The 18,526-nt window shown below is 64.1% G+C and carries 18 protein-coding genes, 1 tRNA gene and 3 pseudogenes; 13 read left to right on the top strand and 9 right to left on the bottom strand.

Annotated elements, in window-relative coordinates; translation table 11 throughout:
- Positions 1–50: 50 nt before the first annotated feature.
- The 5 genes and pseudogenes from JCM7685_RS07350 to JCM7685_RS20720 all read left to right on the top strand — a co-directional run.
- Complete coding sequence (locus JCM7685_RS07350) at positions 51–2,117, top strand: type VI secretion system Vgr family protein (protein ID WP_100526052.1); 2,067 nt, start codon at positions 51–53, stop codon at positions 2,115–2,117.
- 9 nt (positions 2,118–2,126) lie between these two features.
- On the top strand, positions 2,127–3,380 hold the full coding sequence (locus tag JCM7685_RS07345; protein WP_074971260.1) for a hypothetical protein: 1,254 nt from the start codon (positions 2,127–2,129) through the stop codon (positions 3,378–3,380).
- A gap of 74 nt (positions 3,381–3,454) precedes the next feature.
- Positions 3,455–4,555: a hypothetical protein gene (locus JCM7685_RS07340; RefSeq protein WP_100526051.1), complete on the top strand. Its 1,101-nt coding sequence runs from the start codon at positions 3,455–3,457 to the stop codon at positions 4,553–4,555.
- 113 nt (positions 4,556–4,668) lie between these two features.
- Complete coding sequence (locus JCM7685_RS19855) at positions 4,669–4,845, top strand: hypothetical protein (protein WP_170849004.1); 177 nt, start codon at positions 4,669–4,671, stop codon at positions 4,843–4,845.
- 64 nt (positions 4,846–4,909) lie between these two features.
- A pseudogene (locus JCM7685_RS20720) lies at positions 4,910–5,239 on the top strand (DUF2169 domain-containing protein); the annotation flags it as partial.
- On the opposite strand, the gene tnpB (JCM7685_RS20715) reads toward JCM7685_RS20720, so the two are convergent.
- Entirely contained in the window at positions 5,224–5,694 is a 471-nt protein-coding gene (tnpB, locus tag JCM7685_RS20715; protein ID WP_100526050.1) for an IS66 family insertion sequence element accessory protein TnpB, read from the bottom strand. The pseudogene JCM7685_RS20720 and the gene tnpB (JCM7685_RS20715) overlap by 16 nt on opposite strands.
- Positions 5,691–6,050 (bottom strand): IS66-like element accessory protein TnpA, encoded by a 360-nt coding sequence (gene tnpA, locus JCM7685_RS07325; protein ID WP_074971167.1) that lies wholly within the window; start codon positions 6,048–6,050, stop codon positions 5,691–5,693. Before tnpA ends, tnpB (JCM7685_RS20715) begins: the two co-directional genes overlap by 4 nt.
- A gap of 169 nt (positions 6,051–6,219) precedes the next feature.
- Here tnpA and JCM7685_RS20525 point away from each other — a divergent pair, with 169 nt between their 5' ends.
- On the top strand, positions 6,220–6,345 hold the full coding sequence (locus JCM7685_RS20525) for a hypothetical protein (protein ID WP_269458825.1): 126 nt from the start codon (positions 6,220–6,222) through the stop codon (positions 6,343–6,345).
- A 206-nt stretch (positions 6,346–6,551) separates the two neighbouring features.
- Here the strand turns inward: JCM7685_RS20525 and eutH are convergent, their stop codons facing one another.
- From eutH to JCM7685_RS07310, 3 genes are read right to left on the bottom strand one after another with little or no spacing between them, the layout of a single operon-like run.
- Positions 6,552–7,745, bottom strand: a complete 1,194-nt coding sequence (gene eutH, locus JCM7685_RS07320) for an ethanolamine utilization protein EutH (RefSeq protein WP_074971165.1) — start codon at positions 7,743–7,745, stop codon at positions 6,552–6,554.
- A 52-nt stretch (positions 7,746–7,797) separates the two neighbouring features.
- Complete coding sequence (locus JCM7685_RS07315) at positions 7,798–9,069, bottom strand: D-arabinono-1,4-lactone oxidase (protein ID WP_074971163.1); 1,272 nt, start codon at positions 9,067–9,069, stop codon at positions 7,798–7,800.
- A 25-nt stretch (positions 9,070–9,094) separates the two neighbouring features.
- Positions 9,095–9,862 carry an SDR family NAD(P)-dependent oxidoreductase gene (locus JCM7685_RS07310; protein ID WP_100526114.1) on the bottom strand — a complete coding sequence of 256 codons (768 nt, stop codon included), beginning with the start codon at positions 9,860–9,862 and terminating at the stop codon, positions 9,095–9,097.
- 131 nt (positions 9,863–9,993) lie between these two features.
- Between JCM7685_RS07310 and JCM7685_RS07305 the strand changes: the two genes are divergently transcribed.
- Positions 9,994–10,785, top strand: coding sequence for a helix-turn-helix transcriptional regulator (locus tag JCM7685_RS07305; RefSeq protein ID WP_083412979.1), 792 nt, complete (start codon positions 9,994–9,996; stop codon positions 10,783–10,785).
- 230 nt (positions 10,786–11,015) lie between these two features.
- On the opposite strand, the gene JCM7685_RS20220 is transcribed toward JCM7685_RS07305, so the two are convergent.
- A complete protein-coding gene (locus tag JCM7685_RS20220; RefSeq protein ID WP_170848999.1) occupies positions 11,016–11,192 on the bottom strand; it encodes a DUF6180 family protein in 177 nt (58 codons plus the stop codon).
- Between JCM7685_RS20220 and JCM7685_RS07300 the strand changes: the two are divergent.
- The 6 genes and pseudogenes from JCM7685_RS07300 to tnpC form a co-directional block, all read left to right on the top strand.
- Positions 11,161–11,551: pseudogene (locus JCM7685_RS07300) on the top strand (transposase); the annotation flags it as partial. The gene JCM7685_RS20220 and the pseudogene JCM7685_RS07300 overlap by 32 nt on opposite strands.
- Before the next feature lie 363 nt (positions 11,552–11,914).
- Positions 11,915–11,989: transfer RNA gene (locus JCM7685_RS07295), tRNA-Val, on the top strand.
- A 271-nt stretch (positions 11,990–12,260) separates the two neighbouring features.
- A complete protein-coding gene (locus tag JCM7685_RS07290) occupies positions 12,261–12,641 on the top strand; it encodes a DUF6180 family protein (RefSeq protein WP_074971157.1) in 381 nt (126 codons plus the stop codon).
- Positions 12,642–12,921: 280 nt separating this feature from the next.
- Positions 12,922–13,230 carry a transposase gene (locus tag JCM7685_RS19565; protein ID WP_074971169.1) on the top strand — a complete coding sequence of 103 codons (309 nt, stop codon included), beginning with the start codon at positions 12,922–12,924 and terminating at the stop codon, positions 13,228–13,230.
- Positions 13,227–13,580: an IS66 family insertion sequence element accessory protein TnpB gene (gene tnpB / locus JCM7685_RS19560; RefSeq protein WP_074971155.1), complete on the top strand. Its 354-nt coding sequence runs from the start codon at positions 13,227–13,229 to the stop codon at positions 13,578–13,580. The genes JCM7685_RS19565 and tnpB (JCM7685_RS19560) overlap by 4 nt, the downstream gene beginning before the upstream one ends.
- A gap of 123 nt (positions 13,581–13,703) precedes the next feature.
- Positions 13,704–15,185, top strand: a pseudogene (tnpC, locus tag JCM7685_RS07280) (IS66 family transposase).
- 103 nt (positions 15,186–15,288) lie between these two features.
- On the opposite strand, the gene JCM7685_RS07275 reads toward tnpC, so the two are convergent.
- The 3 genes from JCM7685_RS07275 to JCM7685_RS07265 form a co-directional block, all read right to left on the bottom strand.
- Positions 15,289–15,570, bottom strand: a complete 282-nt coding sequence (locus JCM7685_RS07275; protein WP_074971248.1) for a type II toxin-antitoxin system ParD family antitoxin — start codon at positions 15,568–15,570, stop codon at positions 15,289–15,291.
- Positions 15,571–15,953: 383 nt separating this feature from the next.
- A complete protein-coding gene (locus JCM7685_RS07270; RefSeq protein ID WP_139218165.1) occupies positions 15,954–17,141 on the bottom strand; it encodes a hypothetical protein in 1,188 nt (395 codons plus the stop codon).
- Positions 17,132–18,517 (bottom strand): bactofilin family protein, encoded by a 1,386-nt coding sequence (locus JCM7685_RS07265; RefSeq protein ID WP_074971244.1) that lies wholly within the window; start codon positions 18,515–18,517, stop codon positions 17,132–17,134. The genes JCM7685_RS07270 and JCM7685_RS07265 overlap by 10 nt, the downstream gene beginning before the upstream one ends.
- Between the last annotated feature and the right edge of the window lie 9 nt (positions 18,518–18,526).

Below are 18,526 nucleotides of genomic sequence, written 5' to 3'. Positions count from 1 at the left end.
GCACACTCCCCGCAGATTTTCTTGATCCATTCCCCCCGGAGGCCTTTTTCATGAACGCCCCCCTGCGCCAGTCCGAGCGTCTCGGGCGCCTCACCACGGCCCTCGGCCCGGACACGCTGGCGCTGCTGCGTTTCGACGGCAGCGATCACCTGAACGAGCTGTTCGAATACCGCGTCGAGGCGCTCGCCACCCGCCCAGACCTCGACTTCGACCAGCTCATCGGCACCCACGCCACCGTCGAGATCGAGACCCGCGACGGCCCCCAGCCCTTCGACGGCATCGTCACCCAGGCGCGATGGGCCGGCGTGGGCGAGAACGGCCACCGCTACGACCTGACCCTGCGGCCCTGGTTCTGGCTCGCCTCCCGCCGCCGCAACCAGCGGATATTCCACGACAAAACCGTCATCCAGATCCTGACCGAACTGCTTGCCGACTATGCCCAGCTCGGCGACCCGGCGGTCGAGTTCCAGCTGTCGCAGGACTACCCGAGCCTCGAATACACCGTGCAATACCGCGAATCCGACCTCGATTTCGCCCGCCGGCAGATGGAGCGGGCGGGCATCAGCTTCCATTTCCGCCACGCCATGGGCTCGCACACCTTGGTCCTGACCGACGACGTGCTGGCGCATGAGACCATCGGCGCCCGGCCCTACAAGTCCTACGACGGCCACCACCAGGCGGAGGGCGAGCATTTCTGGGACTGGTCGCCCGAGCGCAACCTGACCACCGGCGCCATCCGGCTGACCGACTACAATTTCAAGACCCCCGACGCGGCGATGGAGGCCGACCGCCTGGGCGACGCCGCCCATGCGCAAGGCGCCATCGAGAGCTTTGATTATCCTGGAGATTACCTCGCGCAGGATGTGGGCAAGATCGTGGCCGGGCTGCGGACGTCGCAGGAGCGCGGGGCGGATCGCAGGAACCGCGCGGTGGGCGACTGCGCCAGCTTGCGGGCGGGGCGTCGGGTGACGCTGTCGGGCGATCCGGTGCCGGGGACGGGCGAGACCTATCTGTGCCTCTCGGCCAGCCATCATTTCGTCAGCGAGGCTTATGGCTCGGGCGGCCAGGGCAGCGACGGCTATGCCTTCACCGGGTCCTACGCGTTGATGCCGGACACGGCGCCGATGGTGCCGCCGCGGCGGACAGCGGTGCCGGTGGTGCACGGCCCGCAGACGGCGATGGTGGTGGGCGAGGGCGAGATCGACTGCGACGCGTTCGGCCGCATCCTGGTGCGGTTCCACTGGGACCTGTCGGGGGCGCATTCGATGCGCTGCCGGGTATCGCAGAACTGGGCCGGCGCCGGCTGGGGCGGCATGGTCATCCCCAGGATCGGCATGGAGGTCGTCGTCGAGTTCCTCGAAGGCGATCCGGACAAGCCGCTGGTCACGGGGAACGTCTTCAATGGCAGGAATGGCGTGCCGTATGAGCTGCCCAAGCACAAGACCCGCTCGACCTTCCGGACCAAAACGCATGACGGCAAGGGCACCGGGCGCGGCTTCAACGAGCTGCGATTCGAGGATGAGCAGGGCGAGGAGGAGATCTTTGTCCATGCCCAGAAGGACATGAATATCGAAGTCCTCAACGACCGCGCCAAGGAGGTCGGCCACGATCAGGTCGAGGTCGTGGGCAATGACAAGTCGATCGAGGTCGGCGGCGATCACGATGAGCTGATCGCGGGCAATATGTCCATCGCTGTGGGTCAGAACCCGCTTTCGGACCTGTTGCGCAGCAAGTCGAAGCTGATCTTCGACAAGGTCGGCGCGGCGCTTGGCAAGCTGAAAATCCCCGACCCGTTCAATTTCGCCAAGGGAAACTACCAGCTTTTCGTGGAAAAGAACCGCTCCGAGATCGTCGGCGTCGGCTCGTCCGAAATCGTCGGTGCCGCCAAGTCGGTGATGGTCGGGCACACCTTCCAGACCAGCGTCGGCAAATCGCACAGCCTGATCGTGCGGGGCCGGGCGGATACGGATATCGGCAAGATCCACAATATCCGCGTGGGCGATCAGCTGACGATCAAGGTCGGCGAGAACGCGATGCTGACCATGTCAAAAGAGGGCGACGTGGTCATTCAGGGCAAGCACATCCGGCTCAAGGCCGACAAGATTTCGCAGAACTGAGGCCGCGTCATGGGTGGTCCCGGAGGAAGCAATCTGCCGAAACCGTCGATCCTGATCGGCGATGCGGCCCTGCCCTTTGCGCAGTGCCGCGCGGACGATCCGACGCTGTGGCCCTTTACCGGCGCGACGACGCAATTCCCCGAGGGCCGGCCGCCGACCCAGAACATGCTGAAAAGCGATACCAGCCTGTTCACCAAATGGGGCCAGCCGGCGCCCGAGCCGTGGAAGGGCCCGCCGTGGCGCCTGCCCGAGCAGCCCGTGGCCAATGCACCCTGGGCGCCGGTCGGCGGCGCGGCAGGGCCTGATGCGGCCGACCCGAATGCGGTCTTTGATCTGCAAAACTATCTGCAGGGCATCGGCTCCAATCATCTGGTCCCGCCCGCAGAGCAGAAAGAAGAAGACGAAGGCCCGAAGTGGGAATTCGGGCAGGCCGAACGCAAGACCGAGGACGGCGGCACCAAAGAGGAATGGCGCCGGGGCATTCGGGAATATATCCGTTCGGGCTATACCCGGCGCAACCCCGATGGCACCCACGAGGTCGACGACGACTGGCGTGGCAAATGGAAGGACGCCGAGTTCACTGTCGCCGAGGTGTCCGACCGCACCGACAAGGCCGAAGTCTCGGTCGCGGATGGCAGCTTCGGCGACGCGGATTCGCTGTTTTCGGGCGACGGCCAAGTCTTGGGGGCCGAGGCCGATGCCGGCTACAAGGGATCGGTGACCTCCAAAGGCCTTGAGGCATCGGCCGATGCCAAGGCGTCGGCCTATGGCGCGCCGGGCAAGATCGAATCCGCCGATGACGGTGTGCTGAGCGGCGAAGCCGAGGGTGCGGTGCTGAAGGCCGAAGCCGAGGCCAAGGGCGAAGTGATGCTGACGGCCGAGCAGGCAACGCTGGGCGGCAAGCTTGGCGCCTCGGCCAATCTTGTCGAGGGCAAGATCGGCGGCGAATTCGCCATCACCCCGACCCGCATCAGCCGCGCGGCCGTGTCGATCCACAACTGGCTGTTCAACGACGACGCGACCGCGCTGAGCGACGACTGGGACTTCGGCATCGTCATCAATGCCGAGGTCAGTGGCGCGATTGGCGCACAGGCCGACGCCGAGGCCGAGGCGGGCTACAAGAAGGGCAAGCTGCGGGCCGAGGCGGGCGCCAAGCTGGGTCTTGGTGCGGGCCTTGGCGCCAAGGTCGGCGGCGGGCTGACCGGCCTCGACAAGGCTTGGGGCCGGATCAAGGATGGCTGGAACGCGCTATGGGGCAACTAGGGATGAAACGCCGCAACTTGCTGGCCTTTGCCGGCTTTGCCGCAGCATCGCTGATATTGAACGGAAGAATGACAATGGCACAGGACAATTCGGGCACGGGTGCGTTGACGCGCAGCAAGGCCGCGCTCTCGGATCGGGCGCTGGCGCTGCCGGACTTTCCCGGTCTGGAATTCCGCACCGCCCTGCCCGAGGGGCTTGAATGGTTCGAAAGCCCGCAGCCGGTCAGGGATTTCGACGCGGCGGGCCTGTTCACGCGGTTCGAGCGCCTCTGGCTGGGCTATAGGCCCGAGGACCGCGACCAGCTTGAAATCTCGGTCTATTGCGCCAGCATCCTGCCCGAGCGCGTGGCGATTGCCGCGGATTACGGCCGCCTGCTGGCGCGGTCATGGGGGCCCAAGAATTACGGCGTCGATGGCGATGCGCGCGATTTCGGCGAGGTGATGACCGGCGAGGATGACAGCGGCTTTGGCCACAGGACACGGATCAGCGTCTGGCGGCGCGGCACCGACCTGCTGATCCTGCGCGCCGATACCACGCTTGAGGATTTCGACGCGCAGGCGCCGCGGATCGCCGCCATGGTCGGCTCGCTGGAGTTCCAGACCCAGGAAAGCGCGGACCCGATCATCGAGGGGCTGCGGCAGCACGAATTGCGGCTGCCCTCGGGCGCGAGCCTGCGCTATCCGCTGCCGGAGCATTGGCAGGCCTTCGGCAGCGACACAGGCTCGGCCGCGCCGGTGTCCGCCGCCATCTGGCTGGACAAGGCCGATGAGGGCGGCAACAGCGCCATCGGCATCTTCGGCATTGCGGTGCCCGCCGGCGCCAAGGCCAAGGACGCGCCGCTGCGTGACATCGCCACCGCGATGTCGGATCTGCTGATGCAGAACCTTGCGCCTCAGGTGCAGTTCTCGCGCAAGCCGATGAACGAGAACCGGCTGAAGGGCTTTGCCCCCGATGCGGTGCAGGGGCTTTTCCTCGACCGGTTGGACTGGACCGAGGGGCGCAAGATGGGCGCGCGGGGGTTCTTCGTGCTCGGCCCCGCCGATGTGGTGGGGTATTCCTCGCTGAGCGCCTATCCCGAAAGCGCCGAGGCCATGGGGCTGGCGATGCACTCGGTTTTTGTCGACCGGCTCGTGCTGGACGCGCTGCGCGAACAGGTCGGGCAATCCGCAGAATGAACGAAGGCCAGACCGCGTAGCAGGTCGCGAGGCACGATGACGCCACAATTCGACGGCAACGCGATCCTGAAATCCGTTACGGGTGATCAGGTCGAACATGCTGCAAAAGCTGGTTGCCCTGCTGGACCGGATCAACTGGGACGAACGCCGCCAGCGCCTGTTCCATCCGCAACGGCGATGCGGTCAACCACCTGCTGGCGGATGGCACCATTCGGCTGGAGGACAAGCGGATCGTGCAGCGGGCGGACCGCGACATCGCCCTGTCCGCTGCCTGGATCGACCTGAACTGAGTTCGGCGCATGCGGCACATCACGAACCAAACCCCTTTCGAAACCGCTGGATATTTCCTGCGCGATGCGCAAGGAATCGAGCATTGGGTTGGTCGCGATGCGCCTGACGCTGGATCTGCCGGTGACGGGTCTGCCCGTGCTGGCCGAAAAGCAGCAAGCCGTCAATTTTCTACCGGTTCTTGACGCTTTGGACGAAGAATTGCTCGAGGACAGCGACCTCGCGCCGTTCCGGCCGCATTGCGACATTCTGCTGCGCGGTACGTCTACGCCAGCAAGCGACAAGTCTGTGCTCAGCTTTCCGGTGTCGATGTCGGTCGGCCGGCTGCAATGGACCATCCATTGCCACGGCCCGCGAAGGCTTGTGCGCACACGCTTTGGTCACCGGATGGAGGCTCTGGGAGATGCCGCCGAAACCCTCTTGTCCTGGCGTTGCGCCACCGCCGGGCGCGATGTCGCAATGGATGCGACCCATGATCGGCATGGGCTGGTCTGCGGATCCCTCAGGAATACGGCATAAAGCTGTGCGATCCGGCCGACGGTCTCCTCAGCGATCGGCGAACCTTGCGACCGGAGGATGTCGACGAACTTGCGTCGGACATGGGCCATGCAGGCGACCTCGCGGATGGCGCCGGAACGGTAGAGATCGTTGAGCCCGGCATAGCCGTCGGCACGCATCCAGATGACCTTGACCAGATCGCCCCGGCGCCCCCTGAACACGAACATATGCCAGGCGAACGGATCCTGCTTCAGCACCGCCTCGGCCTGCGCCGCCAAGGCCGCAAAACCCTTGCGCATGTCCGTCACCCCGGCCGCCAGCCAGACCCGCGTGCTGGCCGGCACCGGGATCACGCCGAAAGTCCCCGGATCAGTCGGGCCAGCGCCTCCGGATCATAGCTCCCGCTGATCCGCATCCGGTGGCCGCCTGCCAGGTCGATCTCGATGTGGTTCTCGGTGGCAGGTGCGGTCAAGGCCGACCTGGTCTCGGCGACAATCTCTACAGGCAGAAAGCGTGCCTCCTCTGACGAGAATGGAACCGCCACAGGATCCGGCGCATAACGGGCATCGCGCAGCCATTTGAAGATCAGATTGGCGTTCACCGCATAGCGCCGCGCCACCTGGGCCACCGAAACGCCTGGCGCCGTCGTCTGGAAGCAGATCGACCGCTTCTCCTCATTCGTCCAGAGACGCTTCGTCCCACGCGCCATGCAAGCACCATATTGTCCACCATCGATAGGGGACACTATCCCGCACTCTCACCCCACGGCAGAGCGATCAGCCCGGACGGTTACGTTATCAATTCCCATGAGCAACAAGAAGTTGGAAACAATGGCGCAGTCCAAGGACAACGCCGTCTGAGGCAGGGTGACGCTGGCGATGCCGCAACTGGTCGAATGGCGGATCGAGGGTGGGGCGGAAAAGCTCGAAAGTCGCAGCCTGAAGGAGTTTTCATGGCTGCCCTGGCGCCGGCGGGCGAAGGACGCGAAGCGGTGCTGCGGCTGAACCTGCTCGTGTCCCTGTGACTATGGACGACAGCACCCGGTCGTTTTGTGGCAGCGGGGCGGCGATCCTGTACGAAGCGGACGATCACTGCATATGCATATGATGATTGGTTGGTGCTACGCCATAGGCGTTCCGGGGGGAGCTATCGGCGGCGGGAAAGCATGCAGAGGACGCGACAGCGGACGGCACTGCCGCGCCCGTTGATTCTAGGTTGCTTTCGCAGCCGCAATCCGAGCTTGGCCCTGGATCCGCATCGCAAACGCAAACCCAACCATTCCGCCGGACAGCTTGCCCAGCAGCAGGGGCAGGATAATCGTAGGCTGGAAGTTCGCAGAGAATGCCAAGTGGTCACCAAACATGAAGGCACCGCAGACCGCAAAAGAAATGACCAGAACCTTATCGCGCGGCGGCATGTCCTTGACGAGCCGGAACATCGCCAGCACATTCGCAGCCGCCGCAAGCAGCCCCGCCGTCCCGGCCGGAGACAGGCCCAAACGCGCGCCGACCCATTTCATCGGCCGCTGCAAAAAGCGGTTCATCAGCCAGACCATCGGAAAGGCGCCGCACAGCATGATGCCGATATATCCCGCGATCTCGAGCGCGCGGAACTGGTCCTCGGTATCGGCAATGATGGGCGCAAAGCCCCAATGGCCGAAGACGGCGGTGAAGGCTCCGGTGAAATACTCGACAATGGAAAAGACCAGCACCAGCGTGATCGCCGCATACATCACGCGGCCGAAGCCCAGAAACAGTCGGATCATCGTCGCCGGGAACAGCTTGAGGCAGGCCGCCAACACCAGACAGAACACGACCAGCGGCGCGATATTGCGCATGACCTGCACCGTATTCATCGCAAGCGCCTGACTGGCCTCGCCGACGGCGGCGATCTCGGGCCGGATCGCGATATCCATGACCCCAAGCGCCAGGCAAGAAACCAGCACACCTATCGGAATCGCGAGCACGCCGCACATGATGCCGACGGCCATGTACTGGTGATCCTCTTTTTCCAGCATGGCCAGACCGACCGGAATGGTGAAGATGATCGTGGCGCCGGCCATGAAGCCGGTGATCGAGGCCATGATCCAGCCTTCATGCGTCATGGCCAGCCCCTTGGCCAGTTGATACCCTCCCATGTCCACAGCGATGATCGAGGTGGCGGCCATGGCTGGATCGGCGCCGACTGCGTGAAACAGCGGCCCCGCCACCGCATCGACAAAGGCCGATAAATAGGGGATCGAGGCCATGATCCCCGCGACCGGGATGAAGATATAGCCGATGGCATGCAGCCCGGCACTGAATTCGCGGCCCAATGGGCTTTCGCTGTCGATAATCGAGGCGATGGCGCCGATCATCGCAGAGGCCATGATGATATAGATAACAAATGTCCCGATATGGGCCATGGTTCGTCCTCCCTTGAAAAGGGGCGGGCCTCCCGTCCCGCCCGGCTGGGCCTCAGCGGAACAGCTGCGACAGGTGGTCGTTCAGGTAGAAGCCCTGCGGGTCCAGCTTGCGGCGCAGCGCGCGGAAATCCTCGGCGCGGGGGTAGATCGCCGTCACGTCCTCGCCGGTCAGGAAATGCATCTTGCCCCAATGCGGCCGTGCGCCATAGCCGCGCAGGATCTTGTCCACCGCGCGCAGATAGTCCCAGTAATCCTTACCCGGCTCGCCCGAGACCGAGACCGTCACGCTGTCCTGACGGTGGAACGGGCTCATCCAGGCCTCGTCCCCGGCGGTAAAGCGGTATTCGATGGGATAGATCGCGTCGGGGAAATCCTCGAGCATCAGCCGGCGCACGGCGCGCACCGCGTCCTTGCCGTGTTCGCGCGGCACCGCATATTCCAGCTCGTGGAAGTTCGCGACATATTCTATGGGATAGACGTCCGAGCTGTAGGCCACCTTCTCGAACTCGGCCTCGAAGGGTTCCTCGTCGGTGATGTCCATCACCTTCATCTCGCAGACATCGGTGGTACGGCCGGATTTCGAGGTCGCCGCGGTGTCGGGCAGGCAATAGCAATGACGGCTTTCCTCGTAGGGACACCAGAAAAAGCTGAAATGCCGGTGCTTCGCGGCAAGTTCGTCATGCATTTCCATGGCGGATTCGAAATCCTCGCGCCAGATCCGCTCTCGCAGGCGATAGCTGTCGGTCAGTTGCAGCGTCATTTCCGAGATCGCGCCCAAAAGGCCCAGCGAGACGCGGCCGGCCAGCAGCAGGTCCGGCGTCGTCTCGTCCACCACCAGGATCGAACCGTCTGGTTGCACCAGCTTCATGCCAACGATGGCGTCGGCCAGCACCGGCAGGGTCGCGCCGGTGCCATGCGTGCCGGTGGTCAATGCGCCGGCGATGGCCTGGCTGTCGATGTCGCCCTGGTTGATCATCGACAGGCCCTCGGCCTTCAGCACCTTGACCAGCTCGTTGATCGTGGTTCCGGCCGATGCGGTGACGCGCCGCCGCTCGCGGTCGATGTGCTTGACGCCCGTCATGCCGGCCAGGGTGAGGTGCAGCCCGCTGGTCAGCGCGACCGGGGTGAAGCTGTGGCCCGAACCGGCGACGCGGACATTCATGCCCTTTGCGGTGGCGCCGGCGATCAGGGTGCAAAGCTCGTCCTCGCTTTGCGGAGCAGCGCGTGCCGCGCGAACACAGGACTGGTTGCCGACCCAGTTGCGCCAATGGGCATGTTCCAGGCCGAAATCGTTGACGGTCATACCATGCGATGAGGTGTTCATGTCATTATCCCTGTTGGTTTTTGGTTCAGATCGCGGTGTAGCCATTGTCGGCAAAGAGATGCGCGCCATTGACGAAGCTGGCATCGTCACTGGCCAGGAAAAGGGCTGCTGCGGCGACCTCCTCGGGCTTGCAGAGCCGACCTTGGGCACCGGCGATCATGCTTTCCGAAACATCGACGCCTTGCTTGCCTAGAAGCTCGATCTCGCGCAGCCCGTGGGAGGTCGCGATGAAACCGGGGCAGATCGCGTTCGAGCGGATCCCCCGGTCACGGAACTCGACGGCGATGGCGCGCGCGAACATGTGGCAAGCGCCTTTGCTGGTGCAGTAAAGCACCTCCATCGGTGTGCCGACCACGGCCGAGATCGAGGAGGTGCAGATCACGCTGCCACCGCCCGCTGCGATCATGCCGGGCAGCACGGCCTTGGTGACCAGGAACATGCTTTTCACGTTCACTGCCATGATGCGATCCCATTCCTCCTCGCTGGTCTCGAGGAAAGGGAGGGCGGCCAGGATGCCCGCGTGGTTCATCAACACGGTGATCGGGCCGAATGCCGCTTGGACAGCGGCCACGGCCTGCGCCACTTGATCCGCGTCGGACACGTCGGCGGGCGCAAAAATCGCCTCATGTCCCGCATCACGCAAGCGCTGCGCGACCTCTGCGCCTTGGCTGCCGGGAAGGTCCACGATGCCTACCCTTGCGCCCTCGGCTGCAAAGCGTTCGGATGCGGCCAGCCCACAACCCCCGGCGCCCCCGGTGATCAGGGCGGTTTTCCCTTGCAATCTTGCTGTCACGTCATCCTCCTCGGGCGGGCTTGCGCGCCCGGCATTTTTTCGCATCTATGGTCAAGGGTCCGATCTCTCCCTAGGCCGGACAGGAGGAAACCTAGGACGATGAGGATGAAACTCCATATGGCGAAAGTCATATGATCGCCCGGGATATGAGCCAGGCGATTGCCGATCTGTTCGCCGAAACCGGAGCTACCGGATATGGCGCTGCGCTGGATCGACTGACCCGGATCGGTGCCGATTTCGACATGAGCTGCGTCTTCGGATTCTCGGCCCAGAAGTCCCCGGTGGTGATTCACGACGGCTATAGCGAAACGGTGGATCGTCGCGCCCTGCAGTCATATCTTCGCGGTGCCTATCTGTTGGACCCGTTCTATGCCGCCAGCATCGGCGACATCCCCGAAGGCTTGTGGCGGATGCGGGATCTGGCGCCGGACGCCTATTACGATACCGAATTCGCCTGGTCGCAAGAGGTCCACCCCTGTATCTCGGACCAAGCCGGCACTTTGGTCGAGGAGATCGGCTATGTGGTCCCGCTGACCGGCCGCTTCACGGCCACCTATTCGCTGATGCGTAACCGCGGCGGGGCTTGCTTCAACGAAGCCGAGGCCGAGCGTTTGCGTCAATTACTGCCCGTGATCGCAGCCAGCTTACGTCTGCATTGGGATGTTTCGTGCGGCAGCGACCAGACCAGCAATCCGGCTTTGGACAGCGAAGAGGTGTTCAGCGCAGCTTTCCACGTGCTGACCCCCGCCCAGCAGGCGGTGACCAAGCTGATCCTGCGCGGGCACAGCAATATCTCGATCGCCAGCAATCTAGACATCACCGAAGGCACGGTAAAACAACACCGCTACAACATCTATAAGCGCCTTGGTATTTCCAGCCAGTCCGAACTGTTCCAGCGCTTCATAGACTATCTTGGGGGATAACGACGGCGAACAGGAGTAACCCGTCGGCATCGCCTTCTCCGGTTCCAAGGAGTTGCTGCTGTGCGGCACGTTTCGGCGATAGCCGGCCGCTCTGAGGCCTTCGCTGCACTTGCAACAGCCCCATCTTGTCGCAGCCTGACAACGCCGAAGTGGCTCGTTTCCCTGTGACGAAGGACGCCGTGCATCCGAAACCACGAACGGCGGCCGCACGGCGAGGCAGTCCCAACAGGCTATTGCGCTGCCGCCTTCACCGCCGCGAAGGCCTGATCGGCGAACGCGCCCAGGGTGCCCTTCTGCTGGTGATAGTCGATGCCCTGGACCACGCTCACCGTGGTGTCGCCGACCGCGATGCATTGCACGATGAAGGCGCCATTAGGCTTGCTGACGATCCGATTCGATCCCACCATGCCCACCGTGGGCTGGGATGCCGTGCAGACAGGCCGGCGCGGGCGGCAGCGGACTTACAGCGACCCCACCATCCGGACCCGCCTCTCTCTAAAGGTGTCGTCCGGGATGGCGTTGCGGCAGACGACCGAGTTCGTCGAGAGCGTCCCGAGACTGGCCGGGCCTGGGCGGTCGATGTCCGACTTCAGCCGCTGTCGCGACGCCAGAAGACGCTGGTCGCGAATATCCCGGATCGCGACTCCAGGGGCCGCTGCACCTGCGGATCGATAGCAGGAGCCTCCGAGGCGACGGCGAAGGCGCGTGGCACGCAAGCCGGCATGGCAGCCCCAGGCGGCGGGTCTGGTGCAAGATCCACCTCGGATCGACGAAGACGCGCCGGAGACCTAGACCGCCAGACAGCCGAAATCCAGACCCGCATTGCAATCATCAACAGCTTCAATGCCCTCGGCAGCGCCAAGATCCAACGCACGGCATGAGGTCAACGGGGAAAGGGGCGCATCCGGCCAAAGGCTGACTTCTGCAACAATACCCATGCGGGGTGTCACCAGACGAAAAGCGTCATTGCGGGGATGGCAGAACAAAGCTGAAAGCCGGCGTCGACGTCGCTCACGCAAAGTGCCTTGGCTGGGGTGGCCATGTCACCAGAAGCTGGGAGCGTGCGGGAAAATATTTTCATCCAAAGCCTCTTGCAGCTCCGGCTGACTGTGGCTATCTAGCCGAAATCGGGCGATTAGCTCAGCGGTAGAGCGCTTCGTTCACATCGAAGATGTCAGCGGTTCAAATCCGTTATCGCCCACCATGATTTCAAAGGCGCTAAGGCAGGTTTAACAACCCCTTAGTGCCTTTTTCATACCCTTCCCGACATCTTGTCACCATTTCCGAAGATGTCCGCGGTCACCACGCGGTCACCGAAGTTCGGACGACGGCGTCACCGGAAGGGGAACGAGCCGCGCCTCTCGGCCCGGAGCGGAGCATTTCCGCCGATACCCGCCAACACTTGGCAATCGCTCTTAAAGGTGACGTCCTCGCTGCGGTAGCATGAGTGCGATTGGACGAAGGAGGATCTCCCTATGACACGTTCCGCATGGCTTCTTGGGGCTCTGGGTCTGCTCGGCTCCGGTTTCCCCGCCGCCGCGCAGGATGCCGATTTCAATGTGACCTATCACGTCGAGCGCACCCCAGCCGCACAGCTGAGCATCGAGACCTGCAGCAAGGCCGTCGTTGAGGTTGCCACCCAGGCCGGGCTGCGCAGCGCTACCCAGAGCTATCCCGATCAACTGGTCACCATCAGCGGCGGCGCTGACGGCAATGGCGCCTTCATCGTGCAATGCATCGCGGTCGGCGACACCACGGTGAGCGTGGTCCAAGGCATCGACTATCGCCAGCAGAAGGGCACCCTGGGCGCGTTCGCCGATCAGGCCTTCGCTGCGGTGAAGGCGGCAGCGCAGTAGCCTGTTGGGACTGCCTCGCCGTGCGGCCGCCGTTCATAGTCGCGGATGCACGGCGTCCTTCTTCACAGAGAAACGAGCCGCTTTGGCGGCTTCACCTGGCGGTCGCGATTGCTCCGGACCAGCATCGGAAGAGCGCCGCTGCGGGTGAAGAACACAGGGAAACCCGACCTCGCTGTCCTGGCGGAAAGGGACTTTGTTTGTGATGATCAGGACGGAGTTTCTCCATGGAGGCTGCATTGGAGGTTCTCCCGGTTGGCGGTCGAGGCCGTCGGAACCGGAAGTGGCGGAAACGCTGAAGCCTAGCGCAACAGTGAATGATGTGGCGCGACGGCACGGGGTGCCTGCAAACCATGTCTCATCGTGGCGAACGCTGGCGCGGAAAGGGCGGCTGGCTCTGCCCGCGCCGGAAGATCCTGTAGAGTTCGCGACGTTGGTGCTGGGCCCGGGCGCCGAGCCGCCGTCTGTCGTCGTGCGGCCTGTGGCGGACAGGGTCGAGATCGTCGTCGGTGCCGTGACCGTCCGCCTGGAAGCCGGGGCCTCGGCAGATCGGATCGCCTCGGTGGCCCGCGCGCTGACGACTGGCACATGATCTTCCCGTCGAACCGGGTTCGGATCATGGTTGCGACGAAAGCGATCGACTTCCGGAAAGGTCATGACGGGCTGGCGGCGCTGGTGTCGTCGGTGCTGCGCAAGGATCCGTTCACCGGCACGGTCTTTGTCTTCCGCTCGCGCCGCGCCGATCGATTGAAGCTGCTCTACTGGGACGGCACTGGTCTGGTGATGGCCTACAAGCGACTGGAGGGGGGCGGCTTCACCTGGCCTGCGATCAAAGATGGGCTGATCGCGTTGAACCATGCCCAGTTCGAGGCGCTGTTTGCCGGGCTGGACTGGCGCAAGGTGAAGGCGTTGGACGCGCACCCGCCAGTTGCGGCAGAGTGAACCAACGGGTTGGTTTTGCGTGTTTTTGCTGGGGTTTAGTGATAGCTTCCGGCCATGCAGGCCGTCCCCGCTCTTGATCTGTCCACCATCCCGCCTGCGCAACGCGCGGCGGTGCAGGCGTTGATGGAAACGGTGGCGGCGCTGACGGAAATCACCCGGCGGCAGGAGCACCTGATCGCTGAGCTGAACCATGCCCTGCATGGCAAACGGTCGGAAAAGCTGTCCGAGGACGAGCGGCAGCTGGCCTTCGAGGACTTGTCCATCGCGCTGGCCGAGGTCGAGGCCGAGAAAGAAACCCGTTCCGCCAAAGGGGGCGACGGTGCAACCAAGCCCGCGCCGAAGCGCACCATCGGCAACCTGCCGGCCGCATTGCCGCGTATCGAGGAAATCATCGAGCCTGACAGCCTGATTTGCCCCTGCGGCTGCGGTGTCATGCACATGATCGGCGAAGATCGCTCGGAGCGCCTGGACATCGTGCCGGCCCAGTTGCGGGTCATCGTCACCGTGCGGCCGAAATACGCCTGTCGGACCTGCACCGACGGGGTGACGCAGGCCCCGGCACCCTCGCATCTGATCACAGGAGGGCTGCCGACCGAGGCCACGCTCGCCCATGTGCTGGTCAGCAAATATGCGGATCACCTTCCATTATATCGCCAGAGCCAGATCCTCGCGCGGGCCGGCCTTGATCTGCACCGCGCCGTGCTGGCCGATTGGGTCGGCAAGGCCGCCTTCCACCTGAAGCCGGTGGTGGACCGGCTGGCCGAGCATCTGAAACGATCCGGCAAGCTGTTCATGGACGAAACCACCGCCCCGGTGCTGGACCCTGGGCGCGGGACGACCAAGACCGGATATCTCTGAGCGCTCGCCCGCGATGACCGCCCCTGGGGCAGCGAAGACCCGCCCGGTGTGGTCTACTTCTATGCTCCCGGCCGTGCGGGCGAGAATGCCGAAACCTTCCTCACCGGCTTCGACGGCATCCTGCAAGTCGATGGCTACACCGGCTACAACCGGCTGACCAAACCCTCGCGCAAGGGCGGCGCCCCCATTCGGGTGGCCCATTGCTGGGCGCATGCCAGGCGCAAGCTGAAGGAGGTCTTCGACCGCGATGGCTCGGAGATTGCCGCCGAGGGCCTGCGCCAGATCGCTGAGATCTATGCCGTCGAGACCGACATCCGCGGCATATCGCCCGGCCAGCGCATGTCCGCCCGTCAGGCTCGCACTGTGCCGCTGGTGGCAACCTTCGGCGAATGGCTTCAGACGCAGCGTCGGAAAATCTCCGCCAAATCCCGGCTGGGCGAAAAGCTGACCTACATCCATAATCAATGGGATGGGTTGCAGACCTTCCTGACCGACGGCCGCGTCGAGATCGACTCAAACAGAGTTGAAAACCTGATCCGCCCCATCGCCCTCAATCGCAAGAATGCGCTCTTCGCCGGTCACGACGAAGGCGGTATCGCATGGGGCCGCATCGCCTCCCTCATCGAAACCTGCAAAATCAACGGTGTCGAGCCCTTCGCATATCTGAGGGCCACCTTGACCGCGATTGCCAACGGCCACCCGCAAAGCCGCATCGACGACCTGCTGCCGTGGAACCTCAGGCCGTAAAGCCAAACTGACCGTGCTGGCCTGCGACCGCTTACTGCGATCCAGTCATAGAGCCCAACAAGATCCTCGCCGGCCTCCGGCGCGAAGACGACGCGGCGCTCCCTCACGAGCGGCCCGCGAGGGCCTTGGCATGCCGTTCACGGATGGCCCCAAACACCTCATCCGCTGACCGGCCCCGTTTAGGGTCGGCCTCCATGGCGTCATAGACTGGGGCGACCTCTTCGCGCAGCCAGCGCTCCACGGCTGCATTGCGCTCCTGGAGTGCTCGGAGCCCAGCTCGGACTACCTCACTGGCCGAAGCGTAGCTGCCCGAGGCAACCAACTCGTCAATGAAGGCGGTATGTTCGGGTGGTAGGCTGAAGGTACGCTTTTCCACGGCGGCCATGTGCGGATCTTCCTTTTCGGTATGGCTTTTTCATACCACACCTCCGGCGCGCTGTCACCATGCTGTCGAGAACGAAAGCTGAACGCGCATTGTGCGCGGTAACAGCGCCGGATTCGACCAAATTGCAGGATCCGCGATCTCCCTGCACATTCGCGCCGCCCGGAGGCGCAGGTCGACAGAGGGAGTCCGCCTCAAACTGGATTGGTTCAGCCGATGATTACGGTGTGGATCCTTCATCTGCTGCGCCCCCGCAGGAGATCGCGTCTCCGACGCGCCCGGCAGGCGCGCCGTTGATGAAGACCGGGCCGCCGGCAAGATTGCGCAGCGCGCCGTCCGGGTCGATCCAGGTCACGAACGGGCAAGGAAATCGGCCGCATGCGCGATCAGAGGGCCCGCCGCGTATTCAGAAACCCGGTCACGGCCGCATTGATCTGATTTTCGAACCATGTCGCGTGCAGATGGGGTGCTACCGTATCCAGCGTCAGCGGCGCCTGCGTCATCAGCACCGAACAAACCAGCCGCCCGTCGCGTGTCAGCACCTGTGTGACTTGGGCGATGCCGACCAAGCCGCTTTTCTCGAAATCCAGCCGGAAAACCTGCGTCTGGTCAAAGACCGCGCGATCCGTGCGCCCCAGCGTGAAGGCGGCAGTAGGCTTGCGGGTGACGTTCTGCCCCGGCAGCAGGTTGGTCACAAAGAATTCCAGCACGCTGTCCGCCTGCTGCGCCATGATCCCGGCCGGCGGGGTGGCCATATCGTCGGGCAGTGGTTCGACGCGCTGGACGGCGATCATGGCGCCGCTGTTGCGCAGCGCGTCGGCCTCATCGACCCAGAACTTGAACTGGCCCTTGTCGAGGGGTGGCTCAGCAAAGCCGGGATCGCGCCACCATTCCGGGCGCAGAGTGGAAATGGTGCCTTCCTCGAGTGCCAGCACATCGGGGCGTAGCGACTCGGTGATGGGGTCCGCCGCCGGTTCATCAAAGCCCATCCCGCCGACCATCCCGGCAATCAAGGACTGGTATTCCCCGGCATGGTCGGTGCGGTAGCGCGCGCGCTGGATCAGCAGCCATTCTCCCCGCCGCCAGACCGAAATGCGCGTCAGCGACGGCAGGCCAAACCAGTCGCCCCCGGTCAGCACCTCGCCGAACAGCGGATCATGCGCGGCCGTGCCGTGCTTGTCTGGCCCCCATTCGCGGGCAAGGATCTGCGCATATTGCGCGGCAAGCCCGACGCGGTCGGGGACGATGCGGGCGGCGAAAAGCTCGATCTCGCAGCGGTCGCGGTTCAGCGGGTCATAGCAGATCTGGCGCCGGGTCAACTCCTCGAATATCTCCGCAGGCGCGAAGCTGTCGATGACGGTAGCGTCGGGCGTGACCATCCAGCCGTCGGGCAACGGCATCGAGCAGTCCAGCGGCGCACCAATTTTCAGCGCCAGCGGCGCGTCGGTGCCCTTCTCCAGCGCCAGACCGGATTGCGACTGCCCCTTGGCGCCACCTGCCATGATTGTTGCTCCCATCGTTGCCATGAATTTCCTGCGGTTCAGAATCAAGCCGACATGTCGCATCACTTCCATAGACTGTTCCATCCCTGCTTGATGCTGCTCCAGCCCGATGCCGCCTTTCCACCGACCCAGCGCCCCCCGCGCGATGCCGCATCGCCTACTGCGATCCCCGCCGTTTTCATGCTACCCCAGACCTTGTCCAACCCCTTCAACTCGGCCCCTGCGGTCACGCCTGCGCCGATGCCCAAGCCCACCTTGGCCTTGGCCTTGGCACCGACGCGCGATGCCGACGCCGTCCCTTCGGCCTCGGCCTCGGCCTGCACGCCGAGGCTGAGCGAACCGCCCAGCGTGAACTTGATGCCCCAATCATGCTCATCGCCCAAGGTTGCCACGTCGTCCCTGGTGACGAAGTTCCAGGCCGAGATGGCCGAGTTGCCGACGCGTTTGGGGGTAATCTCGATCACGCCCTCCCCTTCGATCTGCCCCAGCAGCGCCTCGGCCTTAAGGGTGCCTTTCAGCGTCGCTTCCTCGGGGCTGAGAACCACTTCTCCTGATGCTTTCGCCTCGGCCGAGGCAACCTCGCCCCCGACCTTGCCATGCACCAGCACATCATCGGCCGATTTCACCTCGCCCTTGGCGAAATGGCCGCCGATGATGGCCTCGGCCGCGGCGGTGGCGGCCTTTGTGCTCAACTCGGCGCTGGCCTTGCCCACCATCTCGCCACCAAGGACCGAGCCGCTGCCCGAGAAGACGTCGCCTTCGTCGCCGAACTTGCCGTCGGCCACCGCACCTTCGGCCTTGGCCTCGGCTTCGGCCTTGGCGACCGTCAGCGCGTCGATGGTGGGGAACTTATTGCGGAAATCCTCATTCGGGGCGATGGCGAGCTGATCCATGCGCTGCGCCCGGATCACATCGGATTGCACCAGCAAGGCATCGTCCCGGCTGGCGCTGCGGGTCACGCCGTCGATGCCCTCGTGCTTGATGCTCTGACGGCTTTCAAACAGATCACCGGCAGAACCCAGATTGGTGTGCGAGGACGAGCTTTCCCAAGTCGTGTGATCGCTCCAGCCGTTGGCCGAGGTCTTGGCGCCCGGCCCCTCGACCTTGCCGGAGGTTTCCCAGAAGCCCTTTTGCTGTTCCTCCACGGCGTCATCCGACGGCTTCTCGGCCGGCGGGATCAGGATGTTCGCAGGACGCTGGCTGGCATAGTCCATCAGCGACGGAATAACCGATTGCGAACCGATTGCATTGACCGGGACACAGCTCGGATCGCCGAGCACCAGCGCCGATCCCGGAGGCATCGTCTCGAAACGGATACAGCGGCGGCATTGCTGCAGTTTGGTATCCGAAATCACCATTTGGGTGGCCAGGCTGTCCTGTCGCTGAAAGGGCGGATAGGCCAGCAACCACGCCGGGGGCTGTTGGGGTGCCTTGTCTTCCTCGGCCATCGCGATCAG

It is taken from the genome of Paracoccus aminovorans (genome assembly GCF_900005615.1).
Classification (GTDB): domain Bacteria; phylum Pseudomonadota; class Alphaproteobacteria; order Rhodobacterales; family Rhodobacteraceae; genus Paracoccus; species Paracoccus aminovorans.
Note: the sequence above shows the minus strand (reverse complement) of the source record. Positions and strands in the feature narration are given on the sequence as shown.